The sequence below is a fragment of the Catenulispora sp. MAP12-49 genome, from assembly GCF_041262705.1.
GTDB lineage: Bacteria > Actinomycetota > Actinomycetes > Streptomycetales > Catenulisporaceae > Catenulispora.
Genome location: NZ_JBGCCP010000012.1, coordinates 185,893 through 204,628 on the forward strand (window position 1 = coordinate 185,893; position 18,736 = coordinate 204,628).

General features: G+C 73.0%; 19 protein-coding genes. 10 read left to right on the forward strand and 9 right to left on the reverse strand.

The features are described from left to right. Positions 1–40: 40 nt before the first annotated feature. The 3 genes from ABIA35_RS22890 to ABIA35_RS22900 all read right to left on the reverse strand — a co-directional run bounded on the left by ABIA35_RS22890 (position 41) and on the right by ABIA35_RS22900 (position 3,300). Complete coding sequence (locus tag ABIA35_RS22890; RefSeq protein WP_370359243.1) at positions 41–2,545, reverse strand: aminotransferase class I/II-fold pyridoxal phosphate-dependent enzyme; 2,505 nt, start codon at positions 2,543–2,545, stop codon at positions 41–43. 164 nt (positions 2,546–2,709) lie between these two features. After that, on the reverse strand, positions 2,710–2,859 hold the full coding sequence (locus ABIA35_RS22895; RefSeq protein ID WP_370345268.1) for a hypothetical protein: 150 nt from the start codon (positions 2,857–2,859) through the stop codon (positions 2,710–2,712). Between the two features lie 129 nt (positions 2,860–2,988). Beyond that, complete coding sequence (locus ABIA35_RS22900) at positions 2,989–3,300, reverse strand: hypothetical protein (RefSeq protein WP_370345267.1); 312 nt, start codon at positions 3,298–3,300, stop codon at positions 2,989–2,991. Between the two features lie 118 nt (positions 3,301–3,418). On the opposite strand from ABIA35_RS22900, the gene ABIA35_RS22905 reads away from it, so the two are divergent. Then, positions 3,419–4,447, forward strand: a complete 1,029-nt coding sequence (locus tag ABIA35_RS22905) for a LuxR C-terminal-related transcriptional regulator (protein WP_370359244.1) — start codon at positions 3,419–3,421, stop codon at positions 4,445–4,447. Positions 4,448–4,715: 268 nt separating this feature from the next. Here ABIA35_RS22905 and ABIA35_RS22910 read toward each other — a convergent pair whose 3' ends face one another. The 5 genes from ABIA35_RS22910 to ABIA35_RS22930 form a co-directional block, all read right to left on the reverse strand. Beyond that, positions 4,716–5,792: a ParB/RepB/Spo0J family partition protein gene (locus ABIA35_RS22910; protein ID WP_370359245.1), complete on the reverse strand. Its 1,077-nt coding sequence runs from the start codon at positions 5,790–5,792 to the stop codon at positions 4,716–4,718. Between the two features lie 156 nt (positions 5,793–5,948). Next, complete coding sequence (locus ABIA35_RS22915) at positions 5,949–6,590, reverse strand: response regulator (RefSeq protein ID WP_370345264.1); 642 nt, start codon at positions 6,588–6,590, stop codon at positions 5,949–5,951. A gap of 43 nt (positions 6,591–6,633) precedes the next feature. Then, positions 6,634–7,947: a histidine kinase gene (locus ABIA35_RS22920; RefSeq protein WP_370359246.1), complete on the reverse strand. Its 1,314-nt coding sequence runs from the start codon at positions 7,945–7,947 to the stop codon at positions 6,634–6,636. A 134-nt stretch (positions 7,948–8,081) separates the two neighbouring features. Further along, complete coding sequence (locus ABIA35_RS22925) at positions 8,082–8,480, reverse strand: hypothetical protein (protein ID WP_370359247.1); 399 nt, start codon at positions 8,478–8,480, stop codon at positions 8,082–8,084. A gap of 310 nt (positions 8,481–8,790) precedes the next feature. Beyond that, positions 8,791–9,780, reverse strand: a complete 990-nt coding sequence (locus ABIA35_RS22930) for a LuxR C-terminal-related transcriptional regulator (RefSeq protein ID WP_370359248.1) — start codon at positions 9,778–9,780, stop codon at positions 8,791–8,793. A 308-nt stretch (positions 9,781–10,088) separates the two neighbouring features. On the opposite strand from ABIA35_RS22930, the gene ABIA35_RS22935 reads away from it, so the two are divergent. The 3 genes from ABIA35_RS22935 to ABIA35_RS22945 are packed head-to-tail and all read left to right on the forward strand — an operon-like array spanning position 10,089 to position 11,669. Continuing rightward, the gene (locus tag ABIA35_RS22935) at positions 10,089–10,274 is read left to right on the forward strand and encodes a hypothetical protein (RefSeq protein WP_370359249.1); all 186 of its coding nucleotides are present in this window, start codon (positions 10,089–10,091) and stop codon (positions 10,272–10,274) included. Positions 10,275–10,281: 7 nt separating this feature from the next. Beyond that, the gene (locus ABIA35_RS22940; RefSeq protein ID WP_370345259.1) at positions 10,282–10,614 is read left to right on the forward strand and encodes a hypothetical protein; all 333 of its coding nucleotides are present in this window, start codon (positions 10,282–10,284) and stop codon (positions 10,612–10,614) included. After that, the gene (locus tag ABIA35_RS22945; protein ID WP_370359250.1) at positions 10,611–11,669 is read left to right on the forward strand and encodes a hypothetical protein; all 1,059 of its coding nucleotides are present in this window, start codon (positions 10,611–10,613) and stop codon (positions 11,667–11,669) included. Before ABIA35_RS22940 ends, ABIA35_RS22945 begins: the two co-directional genes overlap by 4 nt. Before the next feature lie 93 nt (positions 11,670–11,762). Here ABIA35_RS22945 and ABIA35_RS22950 read toward each other — a convergent pair whose 3' ends face one another. Further along, positions 11,763–13,031: a beta-ketoacyl synthase gene (locus ABIA35_RS22950; protein WP_370359262.1), complete on the reverse strand. Its 1,269-nt coding sequence runs from the start codon at positions 13,029–13,031 to the stop codon at positions 11,763–11,765. 321 nt (positions 13,032–13,352) lie between these two features. Between ABIA35_RS22950 and ABIA35_RS22955 the strand changes: the two genes are divergently transcribed. The 6 genes from ABIA35_RS22955 (at position 13,353) to ABIA35_RS22980 (ending at position 18,688) form a co-directional block, all read left to right on the forward strand. Beyond that, positions 13,353–14,534, forward strand: a complete 1,182-nt coding sequence (locus ABIA35_RS22955; protein WP_370345257.1) for a cytochrome P450 — start codon at positions 13,353–13,355, stop codon at positions 14,532–14,534. After that, entirely contained in the window at positions 14,521–15,654 is a 1,134-nt protein-coding gene (locus ABIA35_RS22960; protein ID WP_370345256.1) for a sulfotransferase, read from the forward strand. The genes ABIA35_RS22955 and ABIA35_RS22960 overlap by 14 nt, the downstream gene beginning before the upstream one ends. A gap of 79 nt (positions 15,655–15,733) precedes the next feature. Continuing rightward, the gene (locus ABIA35_RS22965; protein WP_370359251.1) at positions 15,734–15,991 is read left to right on the forward strand and encodes an acyl carrier protein; all 258 of its coding nucleotides are present in this window, start codon (positions 15,734–15,736) and stop codon (positions 15,989–15,991) included. Positions 15,992–16,005: 14 nt separating this feature from the next. Next, positions 16,006–17,046, forward strand: coding sequence for a beta-ketoacyl-ACP synthase III (locus ABIA35_RS22970; RefSeq protein ID WP_370359252.1), 1,041 nt, complete (start codon positions 16,006–16,008; stop codon positions 17,044–17,046). 167 nt (positions 17,047–17,213) lie between these two features. Beyond that, a complete protein-coding gene (locus ABIA35_RS22975) occupies positions 17,214–17,453 on the forward strand; it encodes an acyl carrier protein (protein WP_370345253.1) in 240 nt (79 codons plus the stop codon). After that, positions 17,453–18,688: a beta-ketoacyl synthase gene (locus ABIA35_RS22980; RefSeq protein WP_370359253.1), complete on the forward strand. Its 1,236-nt coding sequence runs from the start codon at positions 17,453–17,455 to the stop codon at positions 18,686–18,688. The genes ABIA35_RS22975 and ABIA35_RS22980 overlap by 1 nt, the downstream gene beginning before the upstream one ends. Positions 18,689–18,736: the final 48 nt, after the last annotated feature.

Here is an 18,736-nt window from a genome sequence, read left to right on the forward strand (position 1 = left end):
CGCACCGCCGGTGCGTAACTGGTCATCGTGCTTTCCCTTCTCAGGAGTGGCGGTTCTGCAGTGGTAGAGCGGCCGCGGCGACGAACGCGGCGAACCGCGCGACGCCCTCGGCGATTTCCGCCTCGGTCAGATAGCTGACCGACAGGCGAAGTTCATGGGTGCCGCCGCCGTCCGGATGGAAGTAGGACATCGGCGTCCAGATGACGCCGAAGTCCTGTGCCGAACGGGCCAGGGCGGCGTTGTCCGCGCGGAACGGGACGGACACGGCGAGGAAGAAGCCGCCTTCGGGCTGGTTCCACCGGACGCCGAGCGCCTCGCGGTGCTCCGCGGGGAAGGCGCGGTCGAGTTCGCGCAGGGTGGTTCGCATCGCCTGGCCGTAGTACTCGGCCGTGTCCTTGTTGAGGTCGGCCGCGCCGCCTCCGCCGGACAGCAGCATCCCGGCGACCACGGCCTGGCTGAGCGCGGAGGTGTTGACCGTGACCATGCTCTTGAGCTTGACCAGCTCATCGGCGAGCAGCCCGGTCGTCCCGGCGGCCTCGTCCGCCACCGTCTGGTCGGCCACCGCGAAGCCCACGCGGGCGCCGGGGAACAACGACTTGGAGAACGAGCCGAGGTGCACGACCCCGCGCCGCCGGTCCAGGCTCTTGAGCGTCGGCAGCTGCGGACCGGGGCTGACCAGCCGGTAGGGGCTGTCCTCGATGACGAGCACGCCCAGCCGCGCGGCCAGGTCCAGGAGCCGGCGGCGGGTGGCCGACGGCATCGTGGTCCCGAGCGGGTTGGAGTGGTCGGGGATCACATACAGCGCGCGGGGCTGCCGGCCGCGGGCACGCTCGGCGCGCACGGCGGCCTCGAAGTCGTCGCAGTGGAAGCCGTCCGGGCGTTCCGGGACCGCGACCACCTCGGCGTCGAGCAATCGCGCCGCGCCGGTGACGCCCACGTAGCAGGGGCTGGAGACCAGCACCACGTCATCGGGCCCTGAGACGAGCGCCCGCAGCACCAGGAGCATCGCCTCCTGGCAGCCGACGGTGACGACGACCGACTCCGGCGGCACGTCGATCCCCTCGTCCAGGCGCAGCGAGTCGGCGATCAGCTCGCGGATCCGCCCGGCCGTCGGGCCGTACTGGAAGAGCGCGTCCTTGACGCGGTCGGGCGTGTACCCCTGCTCTTCCAGATGCCGGATGTAGCGGCGGATGTGGTCGAAGATCTGCTCGGTGTCGAAGAACCCGTCGTAGGGACGGCCCGGCGCGAAGGAGATCGCCTCCGGGTAGCGGTGGGTGACCTCGTTGAGGAAGGTCATCGTGTCCAGGACCGGATCCGACAGGCTGCGGTGCAGCTCGCTCTTGGTCAGATCCGACGTGGGCAGATCTGATGTGGACAGATCCGACGTGGACGCGGGCCGAGGGGCCCGGGCCGGCCGGGGGACGGCCGCCGGCGGATTCGCCGGCGGATTCGAGGTCCCGGCCGTGGGCCCGGCGATCACCAGGTCCGGATCCACCGCGTCGGCCGACGCCGTCCCGGTCAGCGCCATCGCCTCGGCGAGTTCGCCCGCGACGATGTCGAACACCCGCTCCACGCCCTGCTGTCCGGCGGCGGCCAGACCGTGCAGGACGGGACGTCCGAGAAGGACCGCGCTCGCGCCCAGGGCGAGCGCCGCCAGCACGTCGGAACCGCGGCGGACCCCGCCGTCGAGCAGGATCGGCACCCGGCCGTGGACAGCCGCCGCGACCTCCGGCAGCGCGTCCAGCGTGGCCGGGGCCCCGTCGAACTGCCGCCCGCCGTGGTTGGACACGATCAGGCCCTCGACGCCGGCCTCGACCGCGATCCGGGCGTCGGCGGCGCTCAGGATTCCCTTGAGCAGCACCGGAAGCGGGCTGACGGTGCGCAGCCACTCGACGTAGTCCCACCCGGCCGCCGGCTCGAAGTCGGACGGCTCGAACTCCGCGGACCGCAGCGGATCCGCGGGCCGGAAGTTGACCGCGCAGACCTCCGCCGGCAACCGGAAACCGTTGCGGATGTCCCGGATCCTGCGCCCCGGGCGCGGAGTGTCGACGGTCAGGACCAGCGCCTCGACCCCGGCACGCTCCGCGCGCTCGATCAGGGCTCTGGTGGCGTCCCGGTCGCGGAAGCAGTAGAGCTGGAGCCACAGCGGCAGACCGGCCTGCGCGCTGATCGTCTCCAACAGCCGCCCGGCGAACGCGCTCACCACCATGCCCAGGCCCGAGGTCGCCGCGGCGCGCGCGGTCGCCACCTCGCCGTCGGGGTGGATCAGCGTCTGGTAGGCCAGGGGCGCCACGCCGATCGGCGCGTCCCAGGTCCGGCCCAGGATCCGGGTCCGGGTGGACGGGAGCCCGGCGCCGGTGAGGAAACGCGGGCGCAGCCGCAACCGGTCGAACGCCGCGGTGTTCTCCGCCAGGGTCCGCTCGTCTCCCGCGCCGCCGGCCACGAAGTCCCAGGTCGCGGCGGTCATGCGGCGGCGGGCCTCGCGGCGGACGCCGGCCAGGGTGAGGGCGCCGGTCGGCGGGTCCGTGCGGTCGTCGAGGATCATCGTGCGGCCCGCCGGTTCGCGGTCGGCGGGCGGTCGGCGCCGCGCGCCGGGGTGCTCGCGTCGTTCGCGTCGTTAGCGGTCATGGCGTCTCCATCGGTCGCTGCGGGGGTGGGGGCGGTGGGGTTTGGGCGACGGCGTTCGGGCGGTGCGGTTCTGCGCTCGGGCTACTGGCAGGTGACCTGCCAGCCCATCGTGTTAGTGCACACGGTGTCGGCGACCGAGGCGCTCGGGACGGCGCGGGCTGTCTCGGCGGCGGTGAACGCCGCCAGGGCGGACAGGACGAGGGCGGTGAGGGTGAGGATGCCGCGGCGCATGGTTTCTTCCTTCGCTCTTCGGTGTTTCTGCTCGTCTGCTGACACTTCGACGATGGCTGATGAACCGGGGCTGTTGAAGAGCTGGAAGCTGTCTGGTAGCTGCTTGTCCAAGACAAGACAGCCGGAGTCTCAGGAGCCTGAATCAGGGGAGGCCGCGCCGAACAGCTCGACATGGCAGCCCTCGAGGGTGTAGCCGCCGAGCGTCAGGCCGTCGATGCGGGCCAGCAGACCGCGGGCCGCCTTCTCGGCGCGCCGGGCGTCGGCCGCGGAGATCCACAGGACCAGCCCGGCGTCCGCCGCGCCGCCCTGGTCGGCGTACACATGCTCCAGGCCGTCATGCGGCAGCGAGGCCTCGAGGACCGCCTGCCGGAAGCCGGACGCCGGCGCGGGCGCGGGGGCGGTCGAGCCGTCGCTGCCGAGCCGGGTGATGATCGCGTACATGCTGTTCAGCATCGGTGGCGGGCCCCGTGCTCGGACAGGTGCCGGGACTGGCCGAATCTTGCCTTTCGGAAATCAGACATCTCATACTGAGGCCGATCTTCGCTGACGGGAGGCGGTCGTGCTCGAAGCCTTCGGTGTTTCAGCAGCAGCTGAGACCCTCTATCTGCATCTGCTGCGCGACCCCGCGCACGGTATGGACGAACTCACCCAGAGCCTGGGGCGCAGCCGGGACGAGGTCCGTGCCGCCCTGGACGAACTGTCGCGCCTGGCCCTGCTGCGGGCCTCGCGGGAGAACCCGCTCGCGATGCGCCCTGTGGCGCCGGACGTCGGGCTGGAGGCGCTGCTGGCCCGCAAGCAGGCGGACCTGGTCGACCGGCAGCACCAGCTCGACCAGGGCCGGGCCTCACTGGCCCTGCTGGTCGCCGAGTACGCCGAGTCCCGGCCGCTCGGCGAGCACAACACGATCGAGGAGATCGTCGGCCTGGACGCCGTCCGCACCCGGCTGGAGGCGCTCACCCACCGGACCCGGTCCGAGGTGCTGTCGCTGGCTCCCGGCGGCGTCCAGAACGCCGACACCCTCGAGGCCAGCCGTCCGCTCGACCAGCAGCTGCTCGATCGGGGCGTGACCATGCGGACGGTCTATCTGGACAGTGTCCGCAACAACGCCCCGAGCACCGCCTACGCCACGTGGCTGCGGAACCTGGGCGGCGAGGTGCGCACCGCGCCGACCCTGCCGCTGCGGATGATCATCGTCGACCGGGCCACCGCGATGATCCCGATCAGCCCCGGGGAGAGCTCCGCGGGCGCCGCGGTGCTCACCGGGCACGGCCCGGTGTCCGCGATGTGCGCGCTGTTCGACCAGATCTGGCGCTCGGCCAGCCCGCTGGGCCTGTCCTCGCGCCGGGACGACCAGGGGCTCACGCCGCAGGAGGGAGAACTGCTGCGGATGCTGGCCAACGGCGACACCGACGAGTACATCGCGCGGCGGATGGCGGTCTCCACCCGCACGGTCGGCCGGCTCGCCTCGGATCTGATGGCGCGGCTGGGGACGCGGAGCAGGTTCCAGATGGGGGTGCGGGCCGCCGAGCTCGGCTGGCTGGGGCTGGAGCGGGTGGCTGAGGAGGAGGCGGTGCTCGCTCAGGTGTGAGGCGGGTGCGCTTCGGTGTCCGCGAGCGCACGATCTCCTCAGCCGCCACCGTGACCAGGCGCCCAGGCCGCCGTCGGAGTAATCCGGCGGCGGCCTTGCTGTGCGGGCCGGAGCGGGTTGGTGCGGGTCCGTCCGGGGCGGTCCGGGCCGGCGGGGAAAGGGGTGCGCCCCGGCCGGGGGGAGCCGGGGCGCCGAAGGGCCGCCTCAGTATGGGCTGGTGCGGCCCTGGTTCGGGGGTGGGAACGTCCGGGGGTCAGTCCTCTGCTCGTTATGTTCCCGCCTCGGCTTTGACCCGGTCGTCCAGCTCCTGGGCAAAGCGCGTCCAGTCCTGCGCGTACTGAAGCGCGAGCTGCCGTACGAGCGCCGTGCAATGCGCGGGCACGGACGTCAGCATGTCGTTCCAGTCCCCGCCGCTCAGCGCGCAGTCGTGCACCAGGCGCAGGAGCCGCCGCCCCTCCTGCTTGTGGCGCAGCGAGGGATCCCGCATCAGCTTGCCCAGGACCGCGGCCGGTGCCACCGGCGGCACGCGCGGCCCGCCGGTGTTCCGGGTGGCCCGCTGCGGCGCGGGCAGGTCGCCGCGCTCCAGCCGCTTGCGGACGTCTCCGGCCGTCGCCGGGGAGACGCCGGCGACCCGCGCCACCTCCCGCAGCGGCATGTCAGGGTTCTCGGTCAGTACCTCGGCCGCCTTGAGCCGGCCCTCCTCGGCGTTGAGCGGCCGGACCCGTCCGTCCCGTCCGACGCGCGCCTCCACCTGCGCGCTCCCGTCGCCGGACTGCCGCCGGACGGCGGCCACCGTCTTCGCCCCCAGGCCCGCGACCTGGGCGATGGCCCGGTCCGACAGGTGCGGGTGGGTCGTGATGATCCGGGCCGCGGCGGCCCGCCGGTCGGCCTGAGAGAGCGGGAACCCGTGCCGCACGTTGGCCTCGACCGCGTGCAGGAAGGCGTCCTCGGTGTCCCCGTCGTAGAAGCGGACGGCGATGGTCTCCCACCCGCGCAGCGCGGCGGCCATGAGCCGGTGCGTGCCGTCGATGACCCGCATCGAACGCCGGTCGACGAGGATCGGCGGCAGGGGTCCGTCGATCTCGGCGAGCCGGGCCACGTGGGCGTCGTTCTGGCCGTCGAGGCGGGGGGACTCCCCGGGCAGGAGCGCGGCCACCGGGATGTGGACCACGTCGCCGAGGCCGGAGGACGCGGGGGACGCGGTGAACGTGGTGGACGCGGTGAACGTGGTGGACGTGGTGGACGTGGTGGGCGCGGTGCCGCCGAACACCGCACCGGCGGACCGGGCGACCTCCCCGTCGGCGTGTTCTGCGGGTCTGGGCGCGGGAACATCGAGCGAACGCATGTGAGCCTCCCGTCGCACGCCGGGACATGGCGTGCCTGCTACCGTCCCGAGTCTTCAGCAGGGACGGGGGTGTTCACGAGTGACGGGTGGTGTCAGTGTGCTGATGGTTGTTCAAGCGCCGACCGACAGCGGTTGAACAACGCAGCCGGAGCCCGCTCAGGCCGACAGGTACCGCAGCACGGCCAGGACCCGGCGGTGACCCAGGTCGTCGGGCTGCAGGTCCAGCTTCGTGAAGATGTTGTTGATGTGCTTGCCCACCGCGCTCTCGCTGACCGACAGGACGTCCGAGATCGCGGCGTTGGCGCGGCCCTCGGCCATCAGCGCCAGCACATCGCGCTCGCGCGGGGTGAGGCGGTCCAGCGGGTCGGCGGGGCGGCGGATCAGGAGTTGGGCCACGACCTCGGGGTCCAGGGCGGTGCCGCCGGCGGCGACGCGCTCCAGGGCCTCGATGAAGGAGTCGATGTCGGCGACCCGGTCCTTGAGCAGGTAGCCGACCCGGGTGGTGTCGCGGGCCAGCAGGTCGGTCGCGTACCGTTCCTCGACGAACTGGGACAGGACCAGGACCGCCGTGGCCGGGAAGCGTTCGCGGATCTGGACCGCCGCGACGATGCCCTCGTCCTTGAACGTCGGGGGCATGCGGACGTCGGCCACCACCGCGTCCGGCCGGTGCTGCTCGACCGCCGCGAGCAGCGTCACGCCGTCGCCGGTCTCCGCGACCACGTCGTGGCCGGCCAGCTCCAGCACCCGGACCACCCCGGCGCGGATGAGGACCGAGTCGTCCGCGATCACCACGCGCATGATTCTCCCTGGAAAAGTCGTTCTGTCCGGCCGCCGAGCGGGTTCACGCCCCGCAGGGCAGCTCGGCGGTCAGGATAGTCGGTCCGCCGCTCGGTGAGGTCAGCCGGAGGCGTCCGTCCACCGAGGCGACTCGCTGCGCCAGCCCGGTCAGGCCGGTGCCGCCTTGAGCGTCCGCCCCTCCCACTCCGTCGTCGCTCACCTGGATCAACAGCCGGCCGTCCCTTCGGGTCACGTCGACCGCCGCTTGTTTCGCCCGGGAGTGTTTGACCACGTTGGCCAGCGCCTCGGAGACCACGAAGTAGGCGACGGTCTCCACCGAGGCGCTCAGCGGCCCGGTGGAGCCGACGGTCAGCCGTACCGGGACCGCGGAGCGCGCGGCCACGCCGGACAGCGCGGCGTCCAGGCCGCGGTCGTCCAGGACCGGCGGGTGCAGGCCGCGCACCAGGTTGCGGATCTCCGCCATGGCTTCCTTGACCTGCTCGTGGGCGTCGATGATGACGGACATGGCCTCGGGCGTGACGTCCTTGAGCGTCTTGCGGGCAATACCCAGATGCACGGCCAGGGACGCCAGACGTTGCTGCGCACCGTCGTGCAGGTCCCGCTCGATGCGGCGGCGTTCGGCGTCGGCGGCCTCGACCGTGGCGGCGCGGCTGTCGGACAGCGTTTGTACGCGCTCGGCCAGAACGATCGTCTCGCTCGGGCCCAGCAGCCGCCGCGCGGCGGTCTCGTCGGCGTGGGCGAGAGCACTGAGGATGCGCGGTGCGTAGCAGGCCGCGGCCAGCGACACCGTGAGGGCGATGACCTGGGACCAGAACTTCTGGTCGTGGAAGTCCCGGTGGTAGTGGCCCAGTCCGAGGATGTGGGCCGGGACCTGGAACACCAGCAGGCCGCTGATGCCGATGATGCCGGCCAGGGCCACCAGGGCCAGGCCGATGAGGGGGCCGGCGAGCCCGTGATAGGCGGTCTGGCGCCACCGGGCCTCCGAGCGCAGCGCTCGGCGCAGTCCCGCGCGCAGGGGCGGCGTCTCGACGTCGAGGATCTCCAGGCCGCGCCCGGCGAAGCGCCGGCGCTGCCACCCGGTCAGGCTCGGGGCCAGCACGGGCAGCAGGCCCAGGATCACGACCACGCTGACGGCGAAGCGGGCGACGTCCAGTTCGATGCCCGAGGTCAGCAGCGACAGGACAGGCTGGCTCCAGACCAGGAGCGCGAGCATCGCCGCCGCCCACAGCGGCACGCCGGTGATGAGGAAGAGGGCGTCCTTGCCCGCCTGCGCCCAGCGGGCTCGGAGGTTCTCCTGCGTGGTCTCCTGCGCGGTCTGCTGCGTCGTCGGTCGGGTGGTCGGTTCGGTGGGAGGCACGCGTCAACCGTATTCGGGCACATCGGGGGAGAACCATCCCGCAGGCCTCACTCCCGATGGTGGTGCTGGCCCCCCACCGACACCGACGCGGGTGCCCCTGCCCGGTGACCCGAGCGGGGGCACCCAGCGGCACGTCACACGTCGACGTGGACGATCTGCGCGCCGGTGATGGCGGCTTCGGGGGTGAAGGAGAAGTCGAAGGGAGTGGTCACGTTGGTGGTGCCGGCGGGACCGGGGCAGACCGTGGTCTCGAGCTGCGAGTGCGTGGGGCCCTCCAGGACGTCCCAGGCGATGCAGTTGTTGTCTATCCAGTCGCTGTGCAGGAGCGGGGTGATGTTCCCGGTGGCGTGCGTGGTGCCGTCGGACTGCGGACACAGGGAGATGGTGCCGGTCCCGTAGGCGTTCGAGCCGTTGACGACGACACACGCCGCGTCGGCCGGACGCGCCGAGGCGGCGTTGGACACGGCAGCGGTCGGCAGGGCCAGCGCACCGGCGCCGGCGAGAACGGCGGCAAGACGGATGAGCTTGTTCACAGTGTTTCTCCTGGGTTCTCGTGGGATCGTGAAATCGCATTCCCAGGCTCGCAGGCCTCTGTGAAACCCGACAAGGCTTGCGGAATGGTGAATCCGTGCCCTGACAACTTCCACGAGAATCTGTTGGCGGCTATCGAGAAGTGTGATATCCGCGGCGTGTTCAACTGCGTCCGGAATGCCGGTTGAACACCTTCCGGGCAGCGGTACGGGAATGCCGGCGCCGGTGTTCCGGTGACCGCTTGAAGCGCTTTGGTCAAGCGGCGGTTTCGACACCGGACCAGCCCTCAAATCCGCCGGCCGGTGCCCGGCTTCACTCCAGCCATCCCCGCTTACCGGCCTTGAGTCCGGCCTCGAACCGGCTGTGCGCGTTGAGCCGGGCCATCAACTCGTCCATCCGCCGGCGTACCGTCCGCAGCGAGACGCCCAGCCGCTTGGCAGCGGCCTCATCAGTCATCCCTCGTGCGAGCATCGAGAGCAGTGCGCGCTCGGTGGGGGACAGGCCGCCGGAACTGTCCGGCGCGTCCGGCTCGGCCAGCGGCGTGGCGAGCTGCCAGGTCTGTTCGAACAGCGCTATCAGTGCCGAGACGATCCCCGGCGCCCTGACGCACACGGCGCCGAGCGCCGGGGCGTCCGGAGCCGACGGGACCAGGGCGGTCGAGCTGTCGACGATGAGCATGCGCGGGGGCAGGACCGGGAAGGTGCGGACCTCCGCGCCGTTGTCGATCATCCAGCGGCCGTACTCGACGGTGTGGGGGCTGGCCCGGACCGCCTCCTGGTAGAGGACCCGCTGATGGATGCCGCGGTGGAACAGGGCTTCGTCCAAGGGGCGTGCGGCGGTCAGGACCTCCTGGGCGACCGGTCCGCCCGGGACCGCGGAGCGGCAGTCGGTCTGGGCGTCGTGGATGATCTCCTCCATGCGGGCCTGGACCGCGTCCAGGCCGACGATCTGCTCGATCTCCAGCTGGGTGTTCTTGCGCCGCAGGTCGGAGTACTGCTCGACCATCTGCTGGACCGAGACCCGGCTCGCGGCGATCTCGCGCCGGCGTTCCTCCAGCTCGGCCTCCTGGTGGGCCAGCAGGATCCGCAGGCCGTATTCGGGACTGACCGGGCGCAGTCTGCCGGGGGTGTCGCGGGAGCTGCGCAGGAGGGTCAGCTCGCCGAGATGCTCCAGCGCGAGCCGGACTTCGCCCTCGGTGAGCACGAGCTCCGTGGCCAGATCGGCGACGCCGAGGTCGGGGTCCGTGAGAAGGGACCAGTAAACCCGTTCATCGTTTTCGCTCAGACCAAGTTGTTTGAGCACAACAAACTCCCCCGTTCATCGCTTCCTCCCCATGCGGGATTATTCCGAAGCCTTGCGAGCTGGGCAAGAATGTCTCAGCAGTAGATATCAGGACCCGAACAATTTCGGCTCGGCCGCGCGGCGCCCGCCGCGGCCGCGCGGGCCCGTGGCACCAAGCTGCCATGGCTTGAAAGTGCCTGGTCGCAGGCCTGTCGCGACGATCGCCGGGTCCCACACACTCGCTGTAGTGAGGGCTCCACCTCCGGAGTCCGCCGCCCCCACTTGGCTGAGATCGCCCTTCACGGCGACCTGTATACACAGGAGTTGTCATGTCTTTTCTCAAGCTGTTTATTGCGGTGATCGCGGCGTCCGGCATGCTGCTGGGGGCCGGCGCCGCCTCGGCCACCGCCGCCGGCCGGACCGGGACCGGGACCGGGACCGCCTCCGTCGTCCGGTCCGACGACACGCCGCCCGCGTCGGACGGCGACCCGGCCTGTACCAGCTGCTGGGGATGAGTTGGCTATGCAGGTTGTCGTGCTCCGGCTGCTGCCGGGAACGGGGTCACGGGTACCGGCGCTCGACAGCGCCGAACTGGTCGGCATGCTGAAGGCGGTCGCCACGGCCGAGCACCGGCTGGAGCACGCGATGGCCCGGGATGTTCCGGACGGGGACGGGGCCGTGGACGTGGTGCTCTTCCACCGCGGTGCGGGCATGGCCGAGTGCGAGACGGCGCTGGACCTGTGCGGCCGGGCGGTCGCCAAGTTCCCCGAGCTCGCCGGATTCAGTGTCCTGTGCCGCTCCGACGAGGCAGCCGATGTCCTGTTCATGCTCAGACTGGGGGACGGGGAATTGTGAACACTGTTTCCAACAATCCGGTGGACCCGGCCCGGGCCGTGGAGCCCGCACCGTGGCAGAGTTCTGTCGGGGACCGCTTCTTCGCCGGTTCCCTGCACGGGATCCGGGCCGCCGGCGGGGACGGGGCCGCGGCGGAGTGGAGTCCCGCGGCGGGCTCGGTCGAGTACGGCGCCGAGATCGTCCTGGTGCCGGTGGCGGACTTGTGCGACGCGGACTCCCCGCGGACGGCCGGGCTCGATCCGGTCCATCTGCGGGCCCTGGCCGAGATCGAGGCGCCGCTGCCGCCGATCGTGGTGCACCGGGGACCGCCGATGCGCGTCGTGGACGGCATGCACCGGCTCACCGTGGCCCGCACGAAGGACCAGGAGCTGATCGCCGTCCAGTTCTTCGACGGCAGCCGGGAGGACGCGTTCCGGCTGGGGGTCAGCTCGAACGTGGCCCACGGCCTGCCGTTGTCGGCCGAGGACCGGCGCACGGCGGCGGCCCGCATCATGGGGTCGCACCCGCGGCTGTCCGATCGGGCGATCGCACGCACCACGGGCTTGGCGGCGCGGACCGTCGCGGACATCCGGGCCGGTCTGCAAACCGGGACCGCGGGCCGCGAACGCCTCGGCGCCGACGGCCGGGTCCGTCCCCTGTCGGGGGTCCAGGGCCGGCTGGCGGCCGCCGAGATCATCGCCCGGCGGCCGCAGGCCTCGCTCCGCGAGATCGCCCGCGAGGCGGGCATCTCGGTGGGCACCGCCCGCGACGTACGGCTCCGTCTGCAGGCCGGAGAGCCGCCGGTACCCGAGCGGCGGCACACCGCGCCGGCCGACGTGCCGGGCGTGGACGTCTCCGCGGCGCTCAAAGGGCTGCGGCACGATCCGACGCTGCGCTACTCCCAGTCCGGCAGAGCCCTGATCCGCTGGTTCGACACGCGGGTCGTCGTCCAGGGCCAGGCCGACCAAGCGGTGCGGGCCGTACCCCCGCACTGGCGGCCGACCCTGGCCGCCGTCGCCCGGGAGTGCGCCAAGGCGTGGCTCTCGGTGGCCGATGAGTTCGAAGGCTCGGGCTGACGGCAGGCGCCCGGGCCGCGGGCACCGCCAGACCGTTCGGCAGTCGGCCTGGTGGTGCCCAGCCCAACCCAGCCCAGCCCACTCGGACGTGGTTCAGCCCACGGTCCGAAAGGCCAGCGACACGTTGTGCCCGCCGAAACCGGAGGAGTTGCTCAGCGCCACACTCCGTCCCGCGGCGACCGGCAACCGCCGCGGTTCGGTCGCGATGTCGAGTCCGGCCGCCGTCGACGGATCGGGCTCGTCGAGGTTGATCGTGGGCGGCGCGAGCCCGTCGCGCAGCGCGCAGATCGCGGCCACGGCCTCGACCGCGCCGGCCGCCCCGACCAGATGGCCGGTCATCGATTTCGTCGCGGACACCACCGGCCGCCGGTCGCCGCGGTGCGCGCCGAGCTCGGCGCGCACCGCGGCGGCCTCGGCGGCGTCGCCCGCGCGCGTCGACGTCGCGTGCGCGTTCACGTGGACCACGTCCTGCGCCGTCGCCCGCGCGTCGGCCAATGCGTTGCGCATGGCCAGAGCAAGTCCGGAACCCTCGGGGTGGGGAGCGGTGATGTGGTGCGCGTCCGCCGAGAAGCCGACGCCGGCGGCGACGGCCAGCACCTCGGCGCCGCGCCGGGCCGCGTGCGCGGCCGACTCCAACACCAGGATGCCGGCGCCCTCGCCGAGCACGAAGCCGTCCCGGTCCCGGTCGAAGGGCCGCGAAGCCCGCTCCGGCTCGTCGTTGCGCAGCGACAGCGCCTGCATCGCGGAGAACATCCCCAGCAGCTCCGGGGTGATCATGGCCTCGGCACCGCCGGCCACCACGACGTCGGCCCGTCCCGAGCGGATCATCTCCATGCCGTATCCGATGGCCTCCGCGCCGGACGCGCAGGCACTCACCGAGGTGTGGACGCCGGCGCGGGCATCGAGTTCGATGCCGATCCAGGCGGCCGGGCTGTTCGGCATCAGCATGGGCGCGCTGAACGGCGAGAGCCGGCGCCAGCCGCGCTCCCGGAAGGTGTCCAGGACCGAGACGGTCGTGCTGAACCCGCCGATGCCGGTGCCGACCGAGACGGCGAGCCGCTCGGGGTCCACCTCCGGCAGCCCCGCGTGCCGCCACGCCTCCAGCGCGGCCGTCAGCGCCAGCCCCGCGCAGCGGTCCATGGTCCGCAGCCGCGAGCTCGGGATGACCGCCGCGAGGTCGATGTCGGCCGGCGCGCCGATCCGCACCTGCAAGCCGGCCGTGGTCTCCTGCGGCAGGGTCCGCACCCCGGACTGCCCGGCCAGCATCGCCTTCCACGCCGACGGCGCGTCCGCGCCCACCGGCGTGACGGCGCCGAAGCCGGTGACGACGACCGCGGTGTTCCCGGAATCCCCGATATCCATGATGTTCTCGATGTCCACGATGTCCACTGCGCATCAACGCCCATCTGGAAGTCGGCCGATCTGGAGGCGATCCGTGCCGGGCACGGTCCGGCCCACGATGGCACAGCGCCGGAAAGCGGCTCAATACTCTGATCCGCTCCGGGTGCGCGGCCCGTCCGCGGGGGCGTTCAACTGCGGCGCCGGGCCGGTTGAACGTCCGTGCTCTGACATTGACCCGGCAACGGCCCCCCGACCTACTCTCGGTGGCGCGGCCTGCCCCGACGGGCCCGGCGCCACACCGCCCGGGCGGGGGCGCCGCCGAGCGACCAAGGGAGCCCGCTGGTGAATCCGCACGACATCCGCCTGCTGGGGCCGATGCCCGACATGCTGCGGACCGCGCCGGAGCCGATCGCACCGATCGTCACTCCGGCCGGCGACCGCATGTGGCTGGTCCGCGACTACGCGCTGGCCCGCCTGGTGCTCTCCGACCGGCGGTTCAGCCGGTCGCGCGCCGTGGCACCGCAGGCCCCGAAGTTCCTGGACACCCAGCCGGTGCCGGAGTCGGTCATGAGCATGGACGGCTCGGACCACGCCCGGCTGCGCCGCGTCACCGCCCGCGCCTTCTCCGCGCAGCGCATCGCCGCGCTCACCCCGCTGGTCGAGAACCTGGTCGACGAGCAGCTGGCCCTGATGGCGGCGGCCGGACCGCCGCTGGACTTCGCCGCCGGGCCCGCGACGCACCTGCCGATCGCCGTCATGTGCGGACTGCTCGGCGTGCCGGCCGACGACATCGACCGGTTCCGGGACTGCGTCAGCGTGCTGTTCGACATCGAGGCCACGCCCGAGGACGGCGCGCGCCGCCGGCTGGAGCTGGCCCGGTACATGACCAGGCTGCTGGCCGGCAAGCGCCGCCGGCCCGGCGAGGACCTCCTCAGCGTCCTGATCGCCGAGCACGAGCGCGGCGGCCTGACGCGTTCAGAGCTGCACACCATGGGACTGACGCTGCTGATGGCCGGCTTCGAGTCGACCATCGGCCAGATCACCCTCGCGGTGCTGGCGTTGCTGAACGACCCGGAGACCGCGCGGATCCTGCGCGACAAGCCGGAATCGGTGCCGACCGTCGTGGAGGAGCTGCTGCGGCTGAACTCCGCCTCGGTCGTGACCTTCCCCCGGGTCGCCGTCGAGCCGGTACCGGTCGGCGGCGTCACCGTGCAGGCCGGGGAAGCCGTCGTGGTGTCGATGCTCGACGGGAACCGGGACGCGGCGGTGTTCCCCGAACCGGACCGGCTGGCCCTGGACGGCCGCGACCCGGTTCACCTGGCCTTCGGGCACGGCACGCACCGCTGCCTCGGCGCGCCGCTGGCCCGGCTCCAGCTCCAGGTCGTCCTGACCCGGCTGTTCGCCCGCTTCCCGACGCTGCGCCTGGCGGACACCCCGGACCCGGTGGTCTGGAAGGACGGTCTGGCCACGCGCGGCCTGGTGCGGCTCATGGTGGACTGGGAGCCCGGCGATGGCCACCGGTAGCGCGGGCCGCGACGGTGCGGCGGGCTCACCACCTGCTCGCGGGATGCGGATCTGCCTGGTGCTGGGAACCGGGCGCTGCGGCTCCACGGCCCTGTCCGACGTGCTGGCCGGCCATCCGGACATCCTGAGCGTCTCAGAGCTCTTCGCCGGCCTGCGGGGCCGGGACCTCACCGAGCGCGACCTGGACGGGGCGCAGTTCTGGGACTTCCTGAGCCGCCCGCTGCCCGCCGACGCGGTGTTGCAGCGCTGGAAGATCGCCCCGGAGGTCCTCTACCCGCTGTTCGAGCCGCGCGAGGGCGCGAGCCGGTTCGCCTGGCCCGCCGATCTCCCGCCGCTGCTCGGCGTGACGCTCCCGCATCTGACCGACCGGCCGGACGATCTGTACGCGAAGCTGGAGGCGGCGACGCCGCGCCGGGGAAGGCAGCCGCTGTCGCGGCATCTGCGCTGGCTGTTCGACGTCCTGGCCGGGGACCGGAGGCCCTCGGTCGTGGTCGAGCGGTCCGGTGGATCGCTGGGCAGCGCCGCGGCGCTGCTGCGGCTGTTCCCCGAGGCGCAGGTCGTCCATATGTACCGGGACGGCCGTGAGTGCGCGGCGTCGATGAGCCGGCACCCGCGCTTCAAGTTCACCGCGATGCAGGCCCAACTCGCCGCGGCACTCGGCCACGACCCGTACGGCGAATCAGGGCCCGGTGTCACGGCCGGCCGGCGGCCCGGGCCCGGGCCCGGTGTCACGGACGGCATCCCGGCTGACCCGGCGCTGGCCGCACTCACCCCGGACCGGATCACCGCCGAGGCCTTCGCGGCCCATCAGGTCCCGATCGCGCGCTACGGGCTCATGTGGTCGGCGATGGTGGCCGCCGGGATGCCCGCGCTGCCCAAGGACGCGCGGCTGCACGAACTGGACTACCGCGATCTGGTGGAACGGCCCGACGCCAGCGTCGCAGGGCTCTTCGACTTTCTCGGCGTCGACCGCGACAGCCGGCGCGAGGCGGTCGGGGCCGCCGGGATCGCCGCGCCCCGGGCGGTCCGGGCCGAACTCGGCGAGGCGCGGTGGCAGGAGCTGGGCCGGGCCTGCCGGATGGGGATGAACCGCCTCTACGGGCGGGGTGCGTGGACATGACAGGACACTGCGAACCGCGAACTGCGAACTGCGAACTGCGAACCGCGAACCGCGAACTGCGAACAAGGGAGACACCGCGATGAGTGAGATATCCGTCCCCGAAGCCGTCGGGATGCTGGCCGAGATCTCCGGCCGCCGCGATCTGGACGCCGGCGTCGTCTTCGGGACCCTCGGGCTGGACTCGCTGCAGTCCATCGAGTGGCTGACCATGATCGAGGACGGGCTGGGGATCGAGTTCGACCTGCGGGCGCTGGACTTCTACACCTTCGCCGAGAAGAGCGTCGGCGACGTCCTGGGCGTCCTGTACGAGTACGCGGCCGCCGCCGCGACCGGCTGAGAGCGGGGGAGCCGATGAATCCCGTACCCGGCGCGCCGACGCCCGGCCCGCCGACGCCCGGCCCGCCTGCCGCGGTCCTGGCCGGGTTGGGCGCCTACGTCCCGCCGCGGGTCGTCACCAACGAGGAGCTGACCCGCGAGCTGGACACCTCCGACCAGTGGATCTTCAGCCGCACCGGGATTCGGCAGCGGCATGTGGTCGAACCCGGGACGGCGACCGCCGACCTGGCGGCCGAGGCCGGCGCGCGGGCCCTGAAGTCCGCCGAGGCCTCCGCCGTCGACGCCGTCGTGCTGGCCACGGCGACGCCGGACCGGCCGTGCCCGGCCACCGCGCCGGACGTGGCCGCCCGGCTCGGCCTCGGCGGGATCGCGGCCTTCGACGTCGCGGCGGTGTGCAGCGGGTTCGTCTACGGGCTCTGGGTCGCCGCCGGCGCCATCGCGACCGGCGCCGAACGGGTCCTGCTGATCGCCGCCGACACCTTCAGCACCATCACGGACCCCGCCGACCGCGCCACCCGCGTGATCTTCGGCGACGGTGCGGGCGCGGTGGTGCTGCGCCGCGGCACGGCCGGCGAGCCCGGCGCGCTGGGCCCGATCGACCTGGGCAGCGACGGCACCCAGGCCGAGCTGATCATGATCCCCGGCGGCGGCTCGCTGCGGCCGGCCGGGACGCCGGACGGCCAGGCCTCGCCGTACTTCACGATGCGCGGCCGCACGGTCTTCCGCATCGCCGTGGAGCGGATGACCGCCTCCTCCCGCACGGTCCTGGCCCGCGCCGGCTGGAGCGCCGACGACGTCGACCTCCTGGTGGCGCACCAGGCCAACGCCCGCATCACCGAGGCGCTCGGCGAGCGTCTGGGCATCGCGGCCGCCTGTCGGGCCTCGAACATCGCCAAGGTCGGCAACACCGCCTCGGCCTCCATCCCGCTGGCCCTGGCCGACGCCGCGGCCCAGGGCACGCTCCGGCCCGGCCACCGGGTCCTGATGACGGCCTTCGGCGGCGGCGCCGCCTGGGGCTCGGCGGCACTGGTCTGGCCGGACCTGGCAGGGCACTGAGATCGGCGCGCGACCGGCGCCACCAACGCGGTCGGCATAACCAGCACGCCCGGCGTAATCAGCGCAACAAGTACAACCGGCATAACCGGCGCGGCCGCGCGAGGACGCGGCCGTGCGATCCCACCGGCGTGACCCCTGGCGGTCACCCGCCCACACAAGGAGAACCGATGACCGACCTGGAGAACCGCCTCGCGACCGTGCTGGTCGACCGCTTCGGCCTGCTCTCGGAGGACCTGGACCCCGACGCCACCTTCGGCGACCTGGAGATCGACTCGATCTGTCTGGTCGAGCTGGCCGTCATCTCCGAGGACGAGTTCGGCGTCCCGATCGGCGACGACGACTTCACCGCCCAGCACACGCTGCGCACCGCCGCGAGCCTGCTGGCCAGCAAGGGCGCGCGAGTCTGATGGCCGGTCCCGACCCCGGCTTCGCCGTCGCCGTCACCGGCCTGGGCCTGGTGACCGCGGCCGGCGTCGGCGTCGCCCGGACCTGGCAGGGGGTCTGCGACGGGACGCCCGCCGCGGCCACCGACCCGGACCTGGCCGGCCTGCCGGCCGACATGTCCTGCCGGGTGCCGGACTTCGACGCCGAGGCGCTGCTCGGCCACCGCGTGGCCTGGCGGCTCGACCGCCACGTCCAGCTGGCCCTGGCCGCGGCTCACGAGGCCCTGGCCGACGCCGCGCTGGACACCTCGGCGTGGGACCCGGCCCGGGTCGGCGTGGTGCTCGGGACCGCGCTGGGCGGCATGCCGGCCTGGGAGCGGGAGAGCGCCAAGCTCCACGCCTCTGGTCCCTCAGCCGTGTCCCCGCGCCTGATCCCGCTGGCCGCCCCGAACATGGCGGCCGGCGAGATCGCCATCGCCACCGGCGCCGGCGGCCCCAACTTCGGCACCTGCACCGCGTGCGCCTCGGGGGCTACCGCGATCGGGACGGCGCGCGAGCTGCTGCGCTCAGGGCTCTGCGACATCGTCGTGGCCGGCGGCGCCGAGGCCTGCGTGTGCCCGCTCGTGGTGACGCCGTTCGGCCGGATGGGCGCGCTGTCCAAACGCCGCGGCGACCCGGCGGCGGCGTCCCGGCCCTTCGACGCGGATCGGGACGGCTTCGTCCTCGGCGAGGGCGCCGGCGTCCTGATCCTGGAGCGGACCGAGCACGCGCGGGCGCGCGGCGCGCGGATCCACGCGCGGCTGAGCGGATACGGCGCCTCGGCGGACGCGGTCCACCCCACGTCCCCCGATCCCGAGGGCCGGGGCGTGGCGCGCGCGGTCACCGCGGCCCTGGCCGACGCGGGCCTTTCACCCGGCGACGTCGACCACGTCAACGCGCACGGCACCTCGACCCCGCTCAACGACGCGATCGAGGCCCGCACCATGCACCGCCTGCTCGGCGACCGGCCGATCCTGACCTCGGCCAAGGGCGCCCTGGGCCACACCCTCGGCGCGGCCGGGGCGATCGAGGCGGCCCTGACCGTCCGCACCATCGCCGAAGGCCGCATCCCGCCGACGGCCAACCTCGACGCCCTCGATCCCGCGATCGCGCTCGACGTCGTCGCGAAGGTCCCCAGAACCGCCGAGGTCGAGGTCGCGCTGAGCAACTCCTTCGGGTTCGGCGGGCAGAACGCCGTGCTCGTGCTGACCAGGCCCTGATCAGGCCTGACCAGGCCCTGACCCGGACGCCCCGAACCCACCGCGAAC